Below are 15297 nucleotides of genomic sequence, written 5' to 3' on the forward strand. Positions count from 1 at the left end.
CGTGGCGCCGGATCCCGACGCCCCCGCGGGTGCCGACCGCCCGTTGCGGCGCACCCGCGGCGGCCGGCGGGCGACGCTCCCCGCGAAGCCCGGCACCGATCCGTCCCCGCACGACGCTCCCGTCGCCGACCCCTCCGCACCGCCCGCGCGCCCCGACACCGGCCCGAACGACGCGCGCCTGCGCCAGGACGTCCCCCCGCACTACTGACGCCGGCCGGTCCGGTCGCCCGTCTGCGCGTCAGCGCCCGTCCCGTCAGCGATCCCGGACCTCGCCGGAACCCGTTCGTACTCGGCGACCGACCACGCCACGTCCGATGCCCGGCGACCGCCCGCGTCGGACCCGGCTCCTGGTGAACGACCGCTTCGCGTTCGGAGCCCGGCGACCGACCGCGTCCTGTCAGGTGCTCGGTGACGGACCACGTCCCGTCCGGTGCCCGGCGACGTCCGAAGAACGCGTGGATCCAGGCCCGATCGATCACCGTCAGGAGCGCTGAAGGCTCCGACCGGCGACCTCCCGAAGATGCAGGCGTCGTCCGAAACGCGTGCCAGCGTTTCGAACGCGCCGTTCGCACAACGCTCTGCGGAACGCTCCCGTCTCGGAAGCCGACCGCGGTCTTCTTCCGCCTCCGGCGGAAGACGACAGAACGACTCAGTCGACGTGCTTGCCGGAGTTCGCGGTGGTGGCGGTCCCGTTGTTGGCGAGCAGATCGCGGATGTCGGCGAGGAGCTCGAGCTCGGTGGGGGCCTTGTCCTCCGCGGCGGGGGCGTCGGCGGCCTTCTTGGCGAAGGCGGCGTTCTTGAGGTGGTTGATCGGCAGGACGAACGCGAAGTAGAGGACGAAGGCCACGATCACGAACTGGATCAGGGCCGAGATCACGGAGCCGGAGGCGATGACGGTCGGATCCTCGCCGTTCTCTCCCGGGCGGATGACCCAGTTCAGCGTCTCGAGCGAGGAGGCGTCGAAGATCACGCCGATGAGCGGGTTGAAGATCCCCGTCACGATCGCGTTGACGATGGTCGTGAAGGCGGCGCCGATGACCACGGCGACAGCCAGGTCGATGACGTTACCGCGGAGGATGAACTCCTTGAAGCCGTTGATCATGATCGTTCCGTTTCTGCCGTGGGCGGTGGGTGGCGGTCAGCTCCCGGAGGAGGATCCCGAGGACGAGGACCCGGAGGACCCGGAGGACCCCGAGGACGACGAGGAGGAGGACGATCCGGAGCCGGAGGAGCCCGAGCCGGACGAGGAGCCGCCCGAGCTGGACGAGGAGCCCGAAGACCCGGAGGACCCCGACGAGCCGGTGGAGGAGCCGCCCGAGCCCGAGGAGCTCGACGACGAGTCGGACGAGCCGGACGAGCCGGATCCCGAGGAGGAGCCGCTGTCGCCCGACTTCCCGCCCGAGCGGGAGTCGGTGCGGTAGAAGCCCGAGCCGTTGAAGGTCACGCCGACGGCGCTGAACACCTTGCGCAGCGCCCCCTGGCAGCTCGGGCACTCGGTGAGCGTGTCGTCGGTGAACTTCTGCTGGATGTCGAAGGCGTTGCCGCACTGCGTGCAGCGGTAGGAGTAGGTCGGCACAGGGGGCTCCTCGGAGGCGGGTGGGGAAGAAGGAGGACGGGGTCAGTGGCGCAGGTCGACGATGCCGGAGGGAGTGACGACTCCGTCGACGGCCTGGTCGTGGACCTCGCTGGGCACCCGGTCGACGAGCTCGCTGTCGAAGACGACGGCGTAGACCGGCGGGCACTTCTCCATCGAGCCGAGGGTCTTGTCGAAATAGCCGCGCCCCCAGCCCATCCGCATCCCCTGCCGGTCGACAGTGGCGGCCGGGACGACGATGAGGTCGACGTCGTTGATCGCGATGGGGCCGAGCAGCTGCCCGACCGGCTCGGGCATGCCGAACAGGCCCTGGGTCTCGGTGTGTCCGTCGCCGACCGCCCAGTCGAGCAGGCCGTCCTGGCGCGAGATGGGGAAGAGGACGCGGATGCCGTGGCTCTCGGCCCAGCCCAGGAACGGCCGGGTGCTCGGCTCGTCCGCAGCGGAGAGGTAGCACGCGAGGGAGCGGGCCCCCACGCGGGTGGCGAGCTCGATCAGGTGGGCGGTGATCTGCTCCGCGGCCTGCTCGCGAGCGGTCGAGGTCTGCGTGCGGCGGCGCTCGCGCAGCTCGGCGCGCAGCGCTCGCTTCTCGTGCGTGATGTCGGCTGGCATGCGCACAGTCTAGAACCGGGGCTCTCGCGGACCCTTCCGCGGGGACCCTGAGGGAGCCTCGTCCTCGGCCTGCCCGGAACGGGGTCAGATGCGGTGCGACGACCGTCCTGGCGCGAAACTCCCGTGACTTCCCCCGCCGCTAGGATGACGCCCCATGGGCACTCGAATCCGCAAAGCAGTCATCCCCGCCGCAGGTCTCGGCACCCGCTTCCTGCCGGCGACGAAGGCCATCCCCAAGGAGATGCTGCCGGTCGTCGACAAGCCGGCGATCCAGTACGTGGTCGAGGAGGCGGCGGACGCCGGCCTCCAGGACGTGCTCGTGATCATCGGGCGCAACAAGAACGCGCTCGCCAACCACTTCGACTCCGTGCCCGAGCTCGAGCAGAACCTGTCCAAGAAGAAGGACGACAAGAAGCTCGAGCACGTCAAGTACGCCAGCGACCTCGCCGACGTGCACTTCGTCCGCCAGGGCGAGCCGAAGGGCCTCGGCCACGCGGTCTCCCGTGCGCAGCGCCACGTCGGCGACGAGCCCTTCGCCGTGCTCCTCGGCGACGACCTGATCGACGCCCGCGACCCGCTGCTCTCCCGCATGATCGACGTCGCCGAGAACCGCGACACCACGGTGGTCGCGCTGCTCGAGGTCGACCCCGACCAGATCCACCTCTACGGCTGTGCCGCGGTCGAGGCGACCGACGAGGACGACGTGGTGCGGATCACCGGCCTGGTCGAGAAGCCCTCCAAGGAGGACGCCCCCTCGAACCTCGCGATCATCGGCCGCTACGTGTTGAAGCCCGACGTGTTCGGCGTCCTCGAGCACACCGCTCCGGGCAAGGGCGGCGAGATCCAGCTGACCGACGCGCTGGAGCGCATGGCCCAGGACCCGGCCGAGTTCGGCGGCGTCTACGGCGTCGTGTTCCGCGGCCGCCGCTACGACACCGGCGACAAGCTCGACTACATCAAGGCGATCGTGCAGCTCGCCTCCGACCGCGACGACCTCGGCAAGGACCTGAAGCCCTGGCTGAAGGACTTCGTCGCCGGCCTCTGAGCCCCGGCGAGCGCACCTCCGGAACGGACGGGACCCCCTGCTGCGGCGGGGGATCCCGTCCGTTCCTCCGTTCCCCCGGAAGCACGGAACGCCCCGGAGTCCAGTCCCCCTCCCGCAGTGCGGTGGAGCAGTAGGGTCGCATCATGCCGCTCCCGATCCCGACGCTCACCGAGGGTCGTGTCACCGTCCGCCCGATCCGCGTGCGCGACGCCCGCCCTCTCGAGCGGGAGCTGATCGCGAACCGGTCGTGGCTGCGCCAGTGGGAGGCGTCCGACCCCCGCGGAGGCGCCGCGTTCGACGTGCGCGCCAGCATCCGCTCGCTGCAGCAGAACGCGCGCGCCGGCGGGGGAGTGCCGTTCCTCATCGACTGGGACGGCGAGCTCGCCGGGCAGCTCAACATCTCGAACATCGGGTACGGCTCGCTGTCCTCCGGCTCGATCGGGTACTGGGTGTCCGAGCGCTACGCCGGACGGGGCATCACTCCGATCGCCGTGGCCCTCGCCGCCGACCACGCCTTCCTCGACCTGGGCCTGCACCGGATCGAGATCTGCATCCGCCCGGAGAACCGGCCGAGCCTGCGCGTGGTCGAGAAGCTCGGCTTCCGCTACGAGGGGCTCCGGCGGCGCTTCATCCACATCAACGGCGACTGGCGCGACCACTTCTGCTTCGCTCTCGTGGCGGAGGAGGTGCCCCGCGGCGTGCTCCGCCGCTACCTCGACGGGCAGGTCCCCTCCGACGTCGGCGTGCCGACCGACGCGGACCTCCGCGCCTCGCGCCGCTCGGGCCTCTCCGGGCCCTCCGACGGCGCCGGTGTCCCTCCGACGGGGCCCCGGCTGATCCGCGATCCGCACGGACACACCTACCCGTAATGACGGACGGGAGTGCCCGGTACTCCTAGCGTTGTCCGCATGAGTAGCGACTGGCTGGGCGGGGGCGTCGTCTGGGCGCTCGCCGCCGTTCTGTGGGTCGCCTACCTGATCCCCACGTGGATGCGCAGGCGGTCGTACAACGCGACCGAGCGCAACGCGGTGAGGCTGCAGCAGACGCTGCGGATCCTCGCCGAGACCGCGGAAGTGCCCGAGCACGTGCGTGCGGAGGCGACGGCCCGCGAGGTGGCGCTGCAGCAGCGCCGGCTCCGGGTGACCGAGACACGACGACGAGCCGAAGAGAAGGCACAGGCGATGGAGCTGGCACAGGCGGAGAAGGCGGCGCGCGACGCGCTGCGACGGGCGACCGCGAGCGCACGGCGGAGCACTCGATCGGGGCCCTCGGTCCTGCGCTGGCGCCAGGGCGCCGCGCTGGCCGTGCTGGTCGGCGCGGTCGCCGCGCTGGTCGGACTCGTGATGCTGCCCTTCGGCGGCACGGGTGCGGTGCCGCTCGTCGGCCTGCTCCTCGCCGTCGCGGGGCTCGGCACGCTGATCCTGCTGGCGCCCGGACGCCGCCGCGCCGCCGCTCCGGCCGCGACCGCGACGACGGCCGCCGCGACCGAGCGCCGGCGCGCCGAGGTCTTCGAGGCCGAGCTCGCCGAGGAGGAGGCGGACGACGACTCCGAGGAGCTCGCCGAGGACCGTGCGAGCTGGACGCCGCAGCCGCTCCCCAAGCCGCTCTACCTCTCCCGGGGCACGGTCGCCGCCTCCGCAATGGCCTCGATCGACGCCGTGGAGCGCCTGCGCACCGCCGCGGCGGAGGCGGAGCTCGCCCAGCGCGCCGCCGCGACCGCTCCCGAGGTGGCGCCGCTGCGCGTCCCGCGTGCCGCCGCTCCCGCTCCCGAGGCGCCCCGCCCCTCCTCCCGCTTCGCCGCGATGGGCGTCGTGGACGGCGTCGATGCGATCGACCTCGACCAGGCGCTGCAGCGCCGCCGCGGGGCCTGACGCGGGTGCGAGGCGCCCGCTCGTCCGTGCTAGTGTGGACGAGTTGTTCGGGCCGGTGACGGCTCGAGAGGCACGGGTCCGTGGCGCAGTTGGTAGCGCGCTTCGTTCGCAATGAAGAGGTCAGGGGTTCGAATCCCCTCGGATCCACCACACAAGAAGCGGGAAAACCGTGACCTGCGTTGCGCGGCCGCGATTTCTCGTCGCTGCGCCTCGCGTCCGGGTGAGGATCGTGGAGCTCATCTGCTTCGATCCGGCAGAGACGTTCTTCTCATCATCGATGGTGCTGCGGTCGAACAGGGCCGGGTCGAGCATCCGCCGTCCGTCCTTGGCTGAGACCTCGCCGGCGCCGATCGGGATGCCGAGCACGCAGCCGACCCGGCACTTCGCCTGCTCGAGGTCGTCTCCGAAGCGTCGAGTCGACTCTCGATCGAGGTGGCCGCCGAGGTTGCGGTCGTCTTCAGCCTTGAGCCGGTCGAGCTGGTCCACCTCGGCGTACGGGAACCGGAGGAGCTTCACCTTCTTCGCTGCAGTTTCGCCTTCTGCGCAGCGAGGGTTCGCCTTTCATCGCCAGTTAACGCGGCCAGCGCGTCGAACACCCGACCGGGCACGGCTTGGACGCGGCCTGCTTCGCCGCCGCTGATCCTGATGCGCTGGAAAGCGCACCGATCCGGTCCTCGACACGGTGCGCGAGCAGCGCGCGGCGCTCAAAGCGGTTCTGCTTGCAGCGGCGTCCGCGCTAGGTGAAGTAGTCGCAGAGCACGGTCTGAGGGATGCGGGGCCACTCGAACGTGACGTTCTTTCCGCACAAGCGGTAGATCGCGCCTTCAACGCAGGGGGCGTATTTCTGGCAGATGCGAGCGGATAGGCGTAGCAGACGAGCCCCACCCCACACATGACGGGGACCAGAAGGTTGGACGGCTCGTGGTCTGCCGGCCGAAGAGCGACGAGGACGACGACCGGGGCAAGGCGGGCTAGTTCGCTCGTGAGCGGCCGGGGAGAGGCTGCATGTCCCGCTTGCCATGCCTCTTCATTCGTCGAGGCTCAACGCGTGTGTACGCTGATCGCCCTGATTCGAGACATTCGTTGCGCCCCAGACATACGTCCCCTCAGGGCCGCGACGAACAGTAGTTCGGCGATCTCGGTGGTCCTGGACTTCGAGCGCCTCGAGCTCTCCGTCGTGGCGGGCCCACTACTCACGCCACCAACCAGTCGACTAGCGCGACGACGATGATGACGAAGAGCGCGAGCCCGATGAGGGCGCCGAGGCTGGTCGGAATCCAATTGAATCCGTCGAATGTGGTGAACCAGGGCGGATCGCCCTTCATGCGCGACCAGAACGACTTCCGCTTGCCGTTCACCAAAAACCTCCTTGCTTGGCGTGTGACAAAAACATACCACCGTCACTGTTCGGAGACAACCTCATGAAAACACATCTTCGTATTGTGTATTCGAGCCCGCTCGACGAGATTCGTCCTCGACGCGCGCCGCTGATCCCCGCTCGATGGACACTGTGATCCCGTGGCAGCCGTCGTCGAGGACGCGATACGTCTCGAGGAGTCGTTCGCCCCTTCGTCGGTCAGGGCTCAGGAGGAGCCGGCATACCGCGTCCTCGAGGCCTCTTCTTCATCCCCGGTCGCTACCACGCCCCTGGTTCCTCGGCCCCGCCCGATGGCCGAAGTGCTGTGCGCTCGCGCGAGGTCCGTGAAAGGCCTGCTTGCAATCCGCTCCGCCCCCCGGTCATCGCTAGGACTCTGCAGGCGGCCCGGCGAGCGGTCGTCGATCGACCTCTCGTGGGGGTGCCCGCAGCGCTTCAGGAGATCGGAGCCCACGACTTCGTCAGTACGCGGAGGACCCGTGTCCTCTCTCCGCCTCGAGTGCCGAGAGGCTAGGTGTTCGGATGTGATCGAACGAATCCGTCGGCTGCCAGGGACCGGGTGACGAAGGGTTCGATCGTCTCAAGCGCAGAGGGTAGGTCTTCCCAGGCATCGTTCACGAAGGAACTCACCTGCGCACCGGTGAAGAGGTAGACGATCGTTCGCGCGGACAGCGGGACATCGACGTCCCCTCTCAAAGTCTTTTCACCCTCCGCCCGGTGGAGAAAGGAGCTGATCGCTTGTATCCATGCAGAGTCGAAGGTCCGGGTCGCTTCTGGAAACACTGTGGACGCCTGGATGACGAGGCGTGCCCCGGCCTGTGCGACGTGGTCCGACCGGAGCAACCGTCCGAGCGCGTCAGTCAGTTCGAGTAAGCCGGACAGGCCGTCGAGTCCGGAGTCCGAGATTTCTTCGCGTACTCTGACGAACTGCTTCTCCTGACGCGTGATCAGCTCCTGGGCGATCTGCTTTTTGCCTTCGGGGAAGTGGAAGTAGAACGCTCCCTGTGTGACCGCAGCCTCCTCGAGGATGTCTGCCACGCGCGCGGTCTCGTAGTGCAAGCGAGCAAAGACCCGGCTGGCGCCGATCACGAGCGTCTCTCGCGTGGCGATCGCTCGTTCCTGCTTGGCCATCGGATCCCTCTCATCGTGAGCGCGTCGAATCCTAGTGCCGATCTCAAGATTCTCTGCGACGAGACTCGGTTGCTCGGCATCTGCCGCTGACGTATTTCGGCGATCTCTTCCTCATCGAAGGCCCGTCCTGCCTCAGGACGTGCTCTTCGTCGGGCTGCAATGACTGCAGCCGTCAGAGGTCGCCATCTTCTCGAGTCGGGCCGGAATCGATTCATCGCCGCAGAAGGCCCGCTCAAGAGAGCGAGCCTTCTGCGTTCTCTCCGCGGCCCCTTCGCTAGGGCGGGCTGACCGTGCCCGCCGGGTGTGCCGCGGTTCTCTCCTGTCCCTCTTGCTCGCTCGAGGGGGTCGCGTTTGTCCCCCATCCGGGCCGCGCCAGACGGGAGCCGCCCTCCTCCGATCCGTCGGGGGAGCGGCGGCGACGTACGCTCGCCCCTCGTGCTCTCGCAGTACGCGAGGCAGCCGAACGACGGACGACCAGGGGACGGGACGACATGGGGATCACAGCACACAGGGCACGGCGGAGAGCGGCAGGAGTCGGCATGGGGGCGCTCGCGCTCCTGGCGGGGCTGCTCGCGGCACCGCCGGCGGAGGCATCCGGCACGCAGACGCTGCTCGCGCTCGGCGACTCGATCACGCGCGCAGCGACGACCTGCGGGGCGAACCGCGACTGCGCCGACAACTCCTGGGCGACCGGATCCGCCACCGCGGTCGACTCGATCGCGAGCCGGATGGCGGCGGCGGACCCGCGCACGGCGGTCCGCGCCGTGAACTACGCGAAGTCGGGCGCCGTCATCAGCGGCGTCGAGTCGCGCATCGACGCGGCGGCCGACGCGGGGGAGGAGCCGGACGTGGTCACCCTGCTGATCGGCGGCAACGACCTCTGCTCGCTGACACTCTCTCCCGAGAGCGACGGCTACGCCATGACGCCGGCCGCCTCCTTCGCGGCGTCGGCGACCGGCATCCTCCGCTCGATCGGCGAGGAGTGGCCGGAGGCGACGGTGCTCGTCGGCTCCGTCCCGGACATCGAGTCGGAGTGGGAGGCCGTGAGGCCGACGCCGGGCGCCGCGATCTGGGCCTGGGGCGGGGTCTGCCGGACCCAGCGGGGGGTCGACGCCACGACCGGAGCCCCGCTGACCGGCTCGGCCTACACCGCGTCGCTCGCGGCGGCGGAGGACCGGGAGGCCGACTTCAACTCCGCTCTCGAATCGGCCTGCGCGTCCGCCGCGAACGACTGCGTGTGGGACGGCGGCGCCCTCACGGCGGCTCCGATCTCGCTCGACCAGCTCTCGACGGACGTCGACTACTTCCACCCGAACGTCGCCGGCCAGGCGATGATCGCCGAGGAGCTGTGGACGGCCTGGGGCCTCGGCGACGGACCGGCCCCGACGCCGACTCCCGCTCCCACGACCGCGCCGACAGCGGCTCCGGCTCCGGCACCCACGGACTCGCCCGCTCCGCCCCGCGACACGACGGCTCCGAGGACCGTCATCACCGCGCCGACGAGCGGATCGACGGTGCGCGGCTCGGTCACCCTCGTCGCCAGCGCCCAGGACGACGTCGGCACGACGCGGCTGAGCTTCTGGAGCGGAGCGACGCGGCTGGGCGACGCGACGAGGGCGTCGGGCGGGACGTGGCGCCTGACCGTCTCGGCCTCGTCCTACCCGGCCGGGCGGTACGCGATCGTCGCGCACGCCTACGACGCCGCGGGGAACCTCGGGCGGAGCGCCTCCATCACCCTCAAGCGCTGAGCGGCTGAGGGGGGCACCGGCCCCCCTCAGCCCCGGGCGACGAGCAGCACGTCGGCGCGGTCCCAGTTCTCGACGGTCTGCAGCACCCAGAAGGCCCCGAAGAGGGCGAGGGCGACCGCCTCGCCGAGGAGGAGCCACTGCTCGCCGAGCAGCTCCGCTCCCCGCCCCGTGAGCAGCAGGACCACCAGCGCCGCATCGACCGCGGCGATCAGCACCGCGAGAACGGCGTAGCAGCGGGAGTAGAAGCGCGGCGTCCCCGGCCCGCTCGCCCCCTCCGAGCGCACCGCGACGGCGTGCAGACCGGCGGTGACGGCGATCAGCAGGAAGAAGACGCCGGCGGCGGCGTAGTGGCCGAGCCGCAGGAACGACGGGAGCGTGCTCCAGGCGGCCAGGGCGATCAGGAGGGCGGCAGCGACCGCAGTGCGGACGAGCGCCCAGCGGTCGAGGACCCGGTCGAGGGCGAGCAGGACCACGGAGGCGACGAGGACGGCCGCAGCGGTGACCAGGTAGGCCGGCAGGGACGCGGCGACCTCCTCCGCGGCCGTCGCGGGCAGGCACGACGCCCCTCCCGCCGGGCACGCCGCTCCGAGGAGGCGCTGCAGCTCCTCCGAGGCGAGGGGTACCGGCACGATCGCGATGACCGGTGCCGTCATGCCCGCCAGCAGCAGGAGGAAGCGCCGGACGCTCCTCCCGGCGAGGACGACCAGCGCGACTCCGACCGCGAAGAGCGCCCCGGTGAAGAGGGAGCGGACCGGGGTGTAGTACGAGGCGCTGATCGAGCGCAGCGGGCCTCCGACGAGGAGCTGGTGGACGAGGCCGGCCGCCAGGAGCACCACGGCCGCGACCAGGGAGAGGCGGACGTAGCGGTAGGTGCGGAGGGAGGAGACGGCGCCGGCTCCGCCCAGCGCGTCGCCGCGGGCCACCCGGCTACTCCGCGCGCAGACCGGAGGAGGCGAGGGCGAAGTCGACGTCGATGCGGATCGCGACGCGCAGGGGGTTGGGGCGCGGGGTGCGGTAGCGCTGAGAGTAGAGCTCGACGGCGTGCTGCACGGCGTCCGGCTCCTCCTCGATCGACGCGGGGCCGCCGAGGCTCAGCCACCGGATGCCGTCGACCTGCCCCACCGTCGCGGTGCCGCCGCGCCGGACGTTGAGCACCTTCTGGCTCTCGCGCGAGGTGATGACGCGGACGACGCCGTCCTCGTAGGTGAAGCCCACGGCGACCACGTGCAGGCGGCCCTGGCGGCCGGGGGTGGAGAGGGTGGCCAGGTGGCGCTCGGTGACGAAGGCGAGGCCGTCGGCGCTCAGGATGCTCATCCCGTGAGCGTAACCGGAGGCGCCGAACCGGTCCTGAGGGCGGACCGCGGCTCAGCCCTCGAGGATCAGCGCCTCGCCCTGGCCGCCTCCGCCGCAGAGCGCGGCGACGCCCAGCCCGCCGCCCCGGCGCTGGAGGGCCAGCGCCAGGTGCAGGGCCAGCCGTGCTCCGGAGGCGCCCACCGGGTGGCCGAGCGCGATCGCCCCGCCGTCGAGGTTGACCGCCTCGGGCTCGACGCCGAGGTCGTCCGCCGACTGGAGGACCACGGACGCGAACGCCTCGTTGATCTCGATCAGGTCGAGGTCGGAGACCATCGCACCGCGGCGGCCGAGCGCCTGGAGGATCGCCGCCGACGGCTGCGAGTGCAGGGAGTTGTCCGGTCCCGCGACCTGCCCGTGCTCGGCGACGGTCGCGAGCCAGGGCAGTCCCCGCTCGCGGGCCCAGCCGCGGGACACGACGACCAGGGCGGCGGCTCCGTCGGTGATCGGGGAGGAGCTGCCCGCCGTGATCGTGCCCTCGGGAGAGAACGCGGGGGCCAGCCGGGCGAGCGTCTCGACCGTGCTGTCCTCCCGGATCCCGTCGTCGGCGGACACGACCAGGTCCGGCCCGCGCCGCTGCGGCACCGAGACCGGCACGATCTCCTCGGCGAGCACGCCGGTGGACCGGGCCTCGGCGGCCCGCTGGTGCGAGAGCGCGGCGAAGGCGTCCTGGCGCTCGCGGCGGATGCCCCGCTCGGCGTTGCCGTCGTCGGTCACCCTCCCCATCAGGCGGCGGTCGAACGGATCGAGCAGGCCGTCGTGCAGGAGCGCGTCCTCGAGCGGACGCGGGCCGACACCCAGGCCGGAGCGGGACCCGAGCAGGAGGTGCGGTGCGTTCGTCATCGACTCCTGCCCTCCGGCGACGACCACCCGCGCCTCGCCGAGCCGGATCATCCGTGCCGCGTCGATCACCGCGGTCAGGCCGGACAGGCAGAGCTTGTTGATCGTGACCGCCGGGACGTCCCAGCCCAGGCCCGCGAGGACCGCGGTCTGCCGGGCGGGGCCCTGGCCGGCCCCGGCCTGGATCACCTGGCCGAGCACGACCGCGTCGACGTCGGCCGCGGAGGCGCCCGCGCGCTCGAGCGCCCCGCGGATCGCGGCGGCGCCGAGCTCGACGCCCGAGAGCGGCGCGAAGGCTCCGGAGAAGCGGGCGAACGGGGTGCGGGCGCCCCCCAGGATCACGGGGGTGGTGTCGTCAGTGGACACGGGGACTCCTTCTCGACGGTGAGAGCGGTGAAGCGGTGGGGGAGACGGATGCCGGGAGCGGGCCCGGCTCACGGGACGAGCAGGATCTTCCCGCGGACGTGGCCGTCCTCGCTGAGCCGGTGCGCCTCGGCGGCCTGCTCGAGCGGGAGGCGCGGACCGGTCTCGACCGAGAAGCGCCCCTCGCTCGCCAGCCGGGCGGCCAGCGGCACGCCCTCGCGGCGGAGGCGCTGCTCCTCCTCGGTCAGCGGCACGGGGCTGCCGCCGCTCCAGGCACGGATGCCCAGCTCTGCCGCCTGCGGGCCGGCGACCACTGTGCCGACATGCTGCGGATCCGCGACCAGCGCGAGCGAGGCGGCGAGCGCCTCGTCCGTCCCGGCCGCGTCGAGCACGCGGTCGACGCCCTCCGGCGCCGCGGCGCGCAGCCGCTCGAGCAGTCCGGGCCCGTAGGCGACCGGCACCGCTCCGAGCGCGCGCAGCGCCTCGTGGTTCGCCGGGCTCGCCGTGGCGATCACCCGGGCTCCGCGGTCGACGGCGAACTGGATCGCCGCCCGGCCGACCGCTCCGGCGCCCGCATGGACGACGAACGTCGATCCCTCGGCGACGGCGAGCGAGACGACCGCCTGGTAGGCGGTGGAGACCGGGATGCCGAGCGCGGCCGCCTCCTCGAAGCCGAGTCCGTCGGGGAGCGGATCGAGGGAGTCGGGGGAGACGGCGACGGCGGTCGCGTAGGTGCCGGTGGCGCCGCTGACGATCACCCGGTCGCCGACGCTCCACCCGGTCACGCCCGGTCCGACGGCGGAGACCACGCCGGAGCCGTCCGACCCGAGCCTCCGCGGACCGTCGAACGGCGGGCTCGGGCGCAGTCCGGAGCGCACCTTCCACTCGATCGGGTTCACGCCGGCCGCGCGGACGGCGACCACCAGGGAGCCGGGCCCCGCCTCGGGCTCCGGCGCCTCGACGGTCTCGAGCACCTCGGGTCCGCCGATCCGCTCGTACTGCACGATCCTCGCCATGTCGTCCTCCTCCTCGCGGGCCACCGCCCGCTCCGGTCGTCTCAGTCCAGCAGACTCTCGCGCACCTGGCGGCGCAGCACCTTGCCGATCAGCGAGGTCGGCAGCTCGTCCACCGGGACGATCCGCTTGGGCACCTTGTACGGCGTGAGGTGCAGCCGGCAGAAGTCGCGCAGCGCCTCCGGATCCACCGCCGTCCCGGCCCGCAGGACCACGGCCGCAGCGACGCTCTCGCCGCCGTCCTCGCGGGGGAGCCCGACGACGGCCGCGCGGGTCACGTCGGGGTGCGACTCCAGCACTCCCTCGACCTCGGAGGGGGAGACGTTGAAGCCGCCGGTGATGATGAGCTCCTTGGCCCGGTCGACGATCGTCACGAAGCCGTCGGCCGAGACGGTCGCGATGTCGCCGGTGCGCAGCCAGCCGCCGGGGAGGAGGGCCTCGGCCGTCTCCTCCGGCCGCTTCCAGTACCCCTGGAACACCTGCGGCCCGCGGAGCAGGAGCTCGCCGGACTCGCCCGGGCCGCGGTCGATCGACGGATCCGCGGGGTCGACGAGGCGGATCGTCGTGCTGGGGAAGGGCACGCCCACGGTGCCGGGCCGCCGGGTCGGGCCCACCGGGTTGCCGAGGGCGACCGGCGAGCTCTCGGTCATGCCGTAGCCCTCGACCAGGAGGCCCCGGCTCGCGCGCTCCCAGCGGTCCACCGTCGCGACCGGCAGGCTCATCGCTCCCGAGATCGCGAAGCGGATGCCGCGCAGGTCGAGCTCGTGGCGCTCGGAGGCGCGGGCCAGCGCGTCGTACACGGGCGGCACTGCGGGGAGGAAGGTGGGCGGCGACGACTTCGCGGCCGCCTTCACGAGGCCGACGTCGAAGGTCGGGAACAGCACCACCTTCGCGCCGATGCTGATCGCGAAGGTCAGGCACAGCGTCAGCCCGTAGGCGTGGAACAGGGGGAGCACCGCGTAGAACGTCTCGTCGCCCTCGCGCAGGCCCGGAACCCAGGCGCGGCCCTGCAGGGCGTTCGCGCGGAGGTTCGCGTGCGAGAGGATCGCGCCCTTGGGCGTCCCGGTCGTGCCGCTCGTGTACTGCAGCAGGGCGGTGTCGCCGAGGACCGGGCGGGGGTGCGAGCGCGCGATGCGGCGGTTCTTCAGCAGCGACGCGAAGGGCACCAGGGAGCGGCTGCGGGGAGTCGCGGTCAGCTTCTCGCGCGACCGGCGCACCGACGGCAGGGGGAGCCGCAGCGCCAGACGCTTGCCGAGCGGGAAGGAGCGGGTGAGGTCGACGGAGACGACGCGCTCGACGCCCAGGTCGGCGGGCATGGTCGCGACGACGTCGGCGATCTTGTCCCAGACGACCGCGAACCGGGCGCCGTGGTCCTCGAACTGCCGCCGCAGCTCGCGCGGCGTGTAGAGCGGGTTGTGCTCGACCACGATCGCTCCGAGGCGGAGAGCGGCGTAGAACGCCACCACGTGCTCCGGGCAGTTCGGGAGCACCAGCGCGACGCGGTCGCCGACGCGCACGCCCAGGCGCCGCAGGCCCTCCGCCGCGCGCGCGACCTGCTCGCCGAGCTCGGCGTAGCTGGTCTCGGCGCCGAAGAACTCGAGGGCGGTGCCGCGCCGGTACCGCGCGACCGAGTCCTCGAGCAGGTCGACGAGGGTCTGGGAGGGAGGGTCGATCTCGGCGGGCACTCCCTCCGCGTAGGAGGTCAGCCACGGCTTCGTCGCCAGGTTCGAGGATCCGGAGGTCACGGGCCGAGTATCGGGCACCCGCCTCCGCACTTCCTCCGAGGCGCGCGGAGGGGGTGCCGCAGCGGACGCGGGAGCGGCAGGCTGGCGGCATGAGCGCAGCCATCGACCTCCTCCGCGACGCCTTCGGCCGGGTGCACGAGAACGTGCACGCCGTCCTCGACGACAGCACCCCCGATCAGCTCGCGTTCCGCGCGGACGCCCGCTCGAACTCGCCCGCGTGGCTCGTCTGGCATCTGGTCCGGGTGCAGGACGACCACCTCGCCCCGCTCGCCGGTCACGAGCAGGTGTGGACGGCCGACGGCTTCCACGGACGGGCCGGCCTGCCCTTCGGACCCGACGAGACCGGCTACGGGCAGGAGCCGGCCGAGGTGGCGGCGCTCGCCGCGGTGCCCGCCGCGCTGCTCGCGGAGTACGCCGACGCCGTGCACCGGCAGACGCTCGCCCTCCTCGACACGCTCGGCGACGAGGACCTGGAGCGCGTCGTCGACGAGCAGTGGGATCCGCCGGTGACCCTCGGGGTGCGGCTGGTCTCGGTGATCGACGACGACACGCAGCACGTCGGCCAGGCCGCGTACGCGAAGGGTCTCGCCGAGCGCTCGGCGCGGTGAGCCCG

The 15297-nt window shown here is 72.0% G+C and carries 17 protein-coding genes, 1 tRNA gene and 1 pseudogene; 8 read left to right on the top strand and 11 right to left on the bottom strand.

The features are described from left to right. Nucleotide 1: 1 nt before the first annotated feature. Nucleotides 2–208, top strand: coding sequence for a hypothetical protein (locus C5C24_RS04920; protein WP_104232858.1), 207 nt, complete (start codon nucleotides 2–4; stop codon nucleotides 206–208). A gap of 441 nt (nucleotides 209–649) precedes the next feature. Here C5C24_RS04920 and mscL read toward each other — a convergent pair whose 3' ends face one another. Continuing rightward, nucleotides 650–1102, bottom strand: coding sequence for a large conductance mechanosensitive channel protein MscL (mscL, locus tag C5C24_RS04925; RefSeq protein WP_181135483.1), 453 nt, complete (start codon nucleotides 1100–1102; stop codon nucleotides 650–652). Here mscL and C5C24_RS18540 point away from each other — a divergent pair. Continuing rightward, entirely contained in the window at nucleotides 1101–1421 is a 321-nt protein-coding gene (locus C5C24_RS18540) for a hypothetical protein (RefSeq protein WP_308470811.1), read from the top strand. The two genes, mscL and C5C24_RS18540, sit on opposite strands and share 2 nt — an antisense overlap. A gap of 14 nt (nucleotides 1422–1435) precedes the next feature. Here C5C24_RS18540 and C5C24_RS18545 read toward each other — a convergent pair. Together C5C24_RS18545 and C5C24_RS04935 are read right to left on the bottom strand one after the other, a co-directional pair. Further along, nucleotides 1436–1576 (bottom strand): annotated as a pseudogene (locus C5C24_RS18545) (FmdB family zinc ribbon protein); the annotation flags it as partial. A 42-nt stretch (nucleotides 1577–1618) separates the two neighbouring features. Continuing rightward, nucleotides 1619–2203, bottom strand: coding sequence for a 5-formyltetrahydrofolate cyclo-ligase (locus C5C24_RS04935; RefSeq protein ID WP_104275382.1), 585 nt, complete (start codon nucleotides 2201–2203; stop codon nucleotides 1619–1621). Between the two features lie 154 nt (nucleotides 2204–2357). Between C5C24_RS04935 and galU the strand changes: the two genes are divergently transcribed. The 4 genes from galU (at nucleotide 2358) to C5C24_RS04955 (ending at nucleotide 5269) form a co-directional block, all read left to right on the top strand. Beyond that, nucleotides 2358–3248: a UTP--glucose-1-phosphate uridylyltransferase GalU gene (gene galU / locus C5C24_RS04940; RefSeq protein WP_104275381.1), complete on the top strand. Its 891-nt coding sequence runs from the start codon at nucleotides 2358–2360 to the stop codon at nucleotides 3246–3248. Nucleotides 3249–3391: 143 nt separating this feature from the next. Further along, on the top strand, nucleotides 3392–4117 hold the full coding sequence (locus C5C24_RS04945; protein WP_104275380.1) for a GNAT family N-acetyltransferase: 726 nt from the start codon (nucleotides 3392–3394) through the stop codon (nucleotides 4115–4117). Nucleotides 4118–4156: 39 nt separating this feature from the next. Continuing rightward, a complete protein-coding gene (locus tag C5C24_RS04950; protein ID WP_104282011.1) occupies nucleotides 4157–5119 on the top strand; it encodes a hypothetical protein in 963 nt (320 codons plus the stop codon). A 74-nt stretch (nucleotides 5120–5193) separates the two neighbouring features. Continuing rightward, a tRNA-Ala gene (locus C5C24_RS04955) sits at nucleotides 5194–5269 on the top strand. On the opposite strand, the gene C5C24_RS04960 is transcribed toward C5C24_RS04955, so the two are convergent. The 3 genes from C5C24_RS04960 to C5C24_RS04965 form a co-directional block, all read right to left on the bottom strand. Next, complete coding sequence (locus C5C24_RS04960) at nucleotides 5240–5605, bottom strand: hypothetical protein (protein ID WP_146082525.1); 366 nt, start codon at nucleotides 5603–5605, stop codon at nucleotides 5240–5242. The genes C5C24_RS04955 and C5C24_RS04960 overlap by 30 nt on opposite strands. Nucleotides 5606–6312: 707 nt before the next feature. After that, nucleotides 6313–6477, bottom strand: coding sequence for a hypothetical protein (locus C5C24_RS17870; RefSeq protein ID WP_181110209.1), 165 nt, complete (start codon nucleotides 6475–6477; stop codon nucleotides 6313–6315). A gap of 527 nt (nucleotides 6478–7004) precedes the next feature. Continuing rightward, complete coding sequence (locus C5C24_RS04965; protein WP_104282013.1) at nucleotides 7005–7625, bottom strand: TetR/AcrR family transcriptional regulator; 621 nt, start codon at nucleotides 7623–7625, stop codon at nucleotides 7005–7007. Nucleotides 7626–8164: 539 nt separating this feature from the next. Between C5C24_RS04965 and C5C24_RS04970 the strand changes: the two genes are divergently transcribed. Continuing rightward, nucleotides 8165–9373: a GDSL-type esterase/lipase family protein gene (locus C5C24_RS04970; RefSeq protein WP_181135484.1), complete on the top strand. Its 1209-nt coding sequence runs from the start codon at nucleotides 8165–8167 to the stop codon at nucleotides 9371–9373. Between the two features lie 26 nt (nucleotides 9374–9399). On the opposite strand, the gene C5C24_RS04975 is transcribed toward C5C24_RS04970, so the two are convergent. From C5C24_RS04975 to C5C24_RS04995, 5 genes are all read right to left on the bottom strand, one after another. Then, the gene (locus C5C24_RS04975; RefSeq protein WP_104304447.1) at nucleotides 9400–10296 is read right to left on the bottom strand and encodes a hypothetical protein; all 897 of its coding nucleotides are present in this window, start codon (nucleotides 10294–10296) and stop codon (nucleotides 9400–9402) included. Between the two features lie 4 nt (nucleotides 10297–10300). Then, complete coding sequence (locus C5C24_RS04980; RefSeq protein WP_104238325.1) at nucleotides 10301–10687, bottom strand: pyridoxamine 5'-phosphate oxidase family protein; 387 nt, start codon at nucleotides 10685–10687, stop codon at nucleotides 10301–10303. A 51-nt stretch (nucleotides 10688–10738) separates the two neighbouring features. Beyond that, entirely contained in the window at nucleotides 10739–11929 is a 1191-nt protein-coding gene (locus C5C24_RS04985) for an acetyl-CoA C-acyltransferase (RefSeq protein ID WP_104275374.1), read from the bottom strand. 68 nt (nucleotides 11930–11997) lie between these two features. Beyond that, a complete protein-coding gene (locus C5C24_RS04990) occupies nucleotides 11998–12942 on the bottom strand; it encodes an NADP-dependent oxidoreductase (protein ID WP_104304466.1) in 945 nt (314 codons plus the stop codon). A 41-nt stretch (nucleotides 12943–12983) separates the two neighbouring features. Then, nucleotides 12984–14684, bottom strand: coding sequence for a long-chain-fatty-acid--CoA ligase (locus C5C24_RS04995; protein ID WP_104304448.1), 1701 nt, complete (start codon nucleotides 14682–14684; stop codon nucleotides 12984–12986). 89 nt (nucleotides 14685–14773) lie between these two features. Here C5C24_RS04995 and C5C24_RS05000 point away from each other — a divergent pair, with 89 nt between their 5' ends. Beyond that, nucleotides 14774–15292, top strand: a complete 519-nt coding sequence (locus tag C5C24_RS05000; protein WP_104304449.1) for a DinB family protein — start codon at nucleotides 14774–14776, stop codon at nucleotides 15290–15292. The last annotated feature ends 5 nt before the right edge of the window (nucleotides 15293–15297 follow it).

It is taken from the genome of Rathayibacter sp. AY2B3, from assembly GCF_002931755.1.
Taxonomy (GTDB): Bacteria; Actinomycetota; Actinomycetes; order Actinomycetales; family Microbacteriaceae; genus Rathayibacter.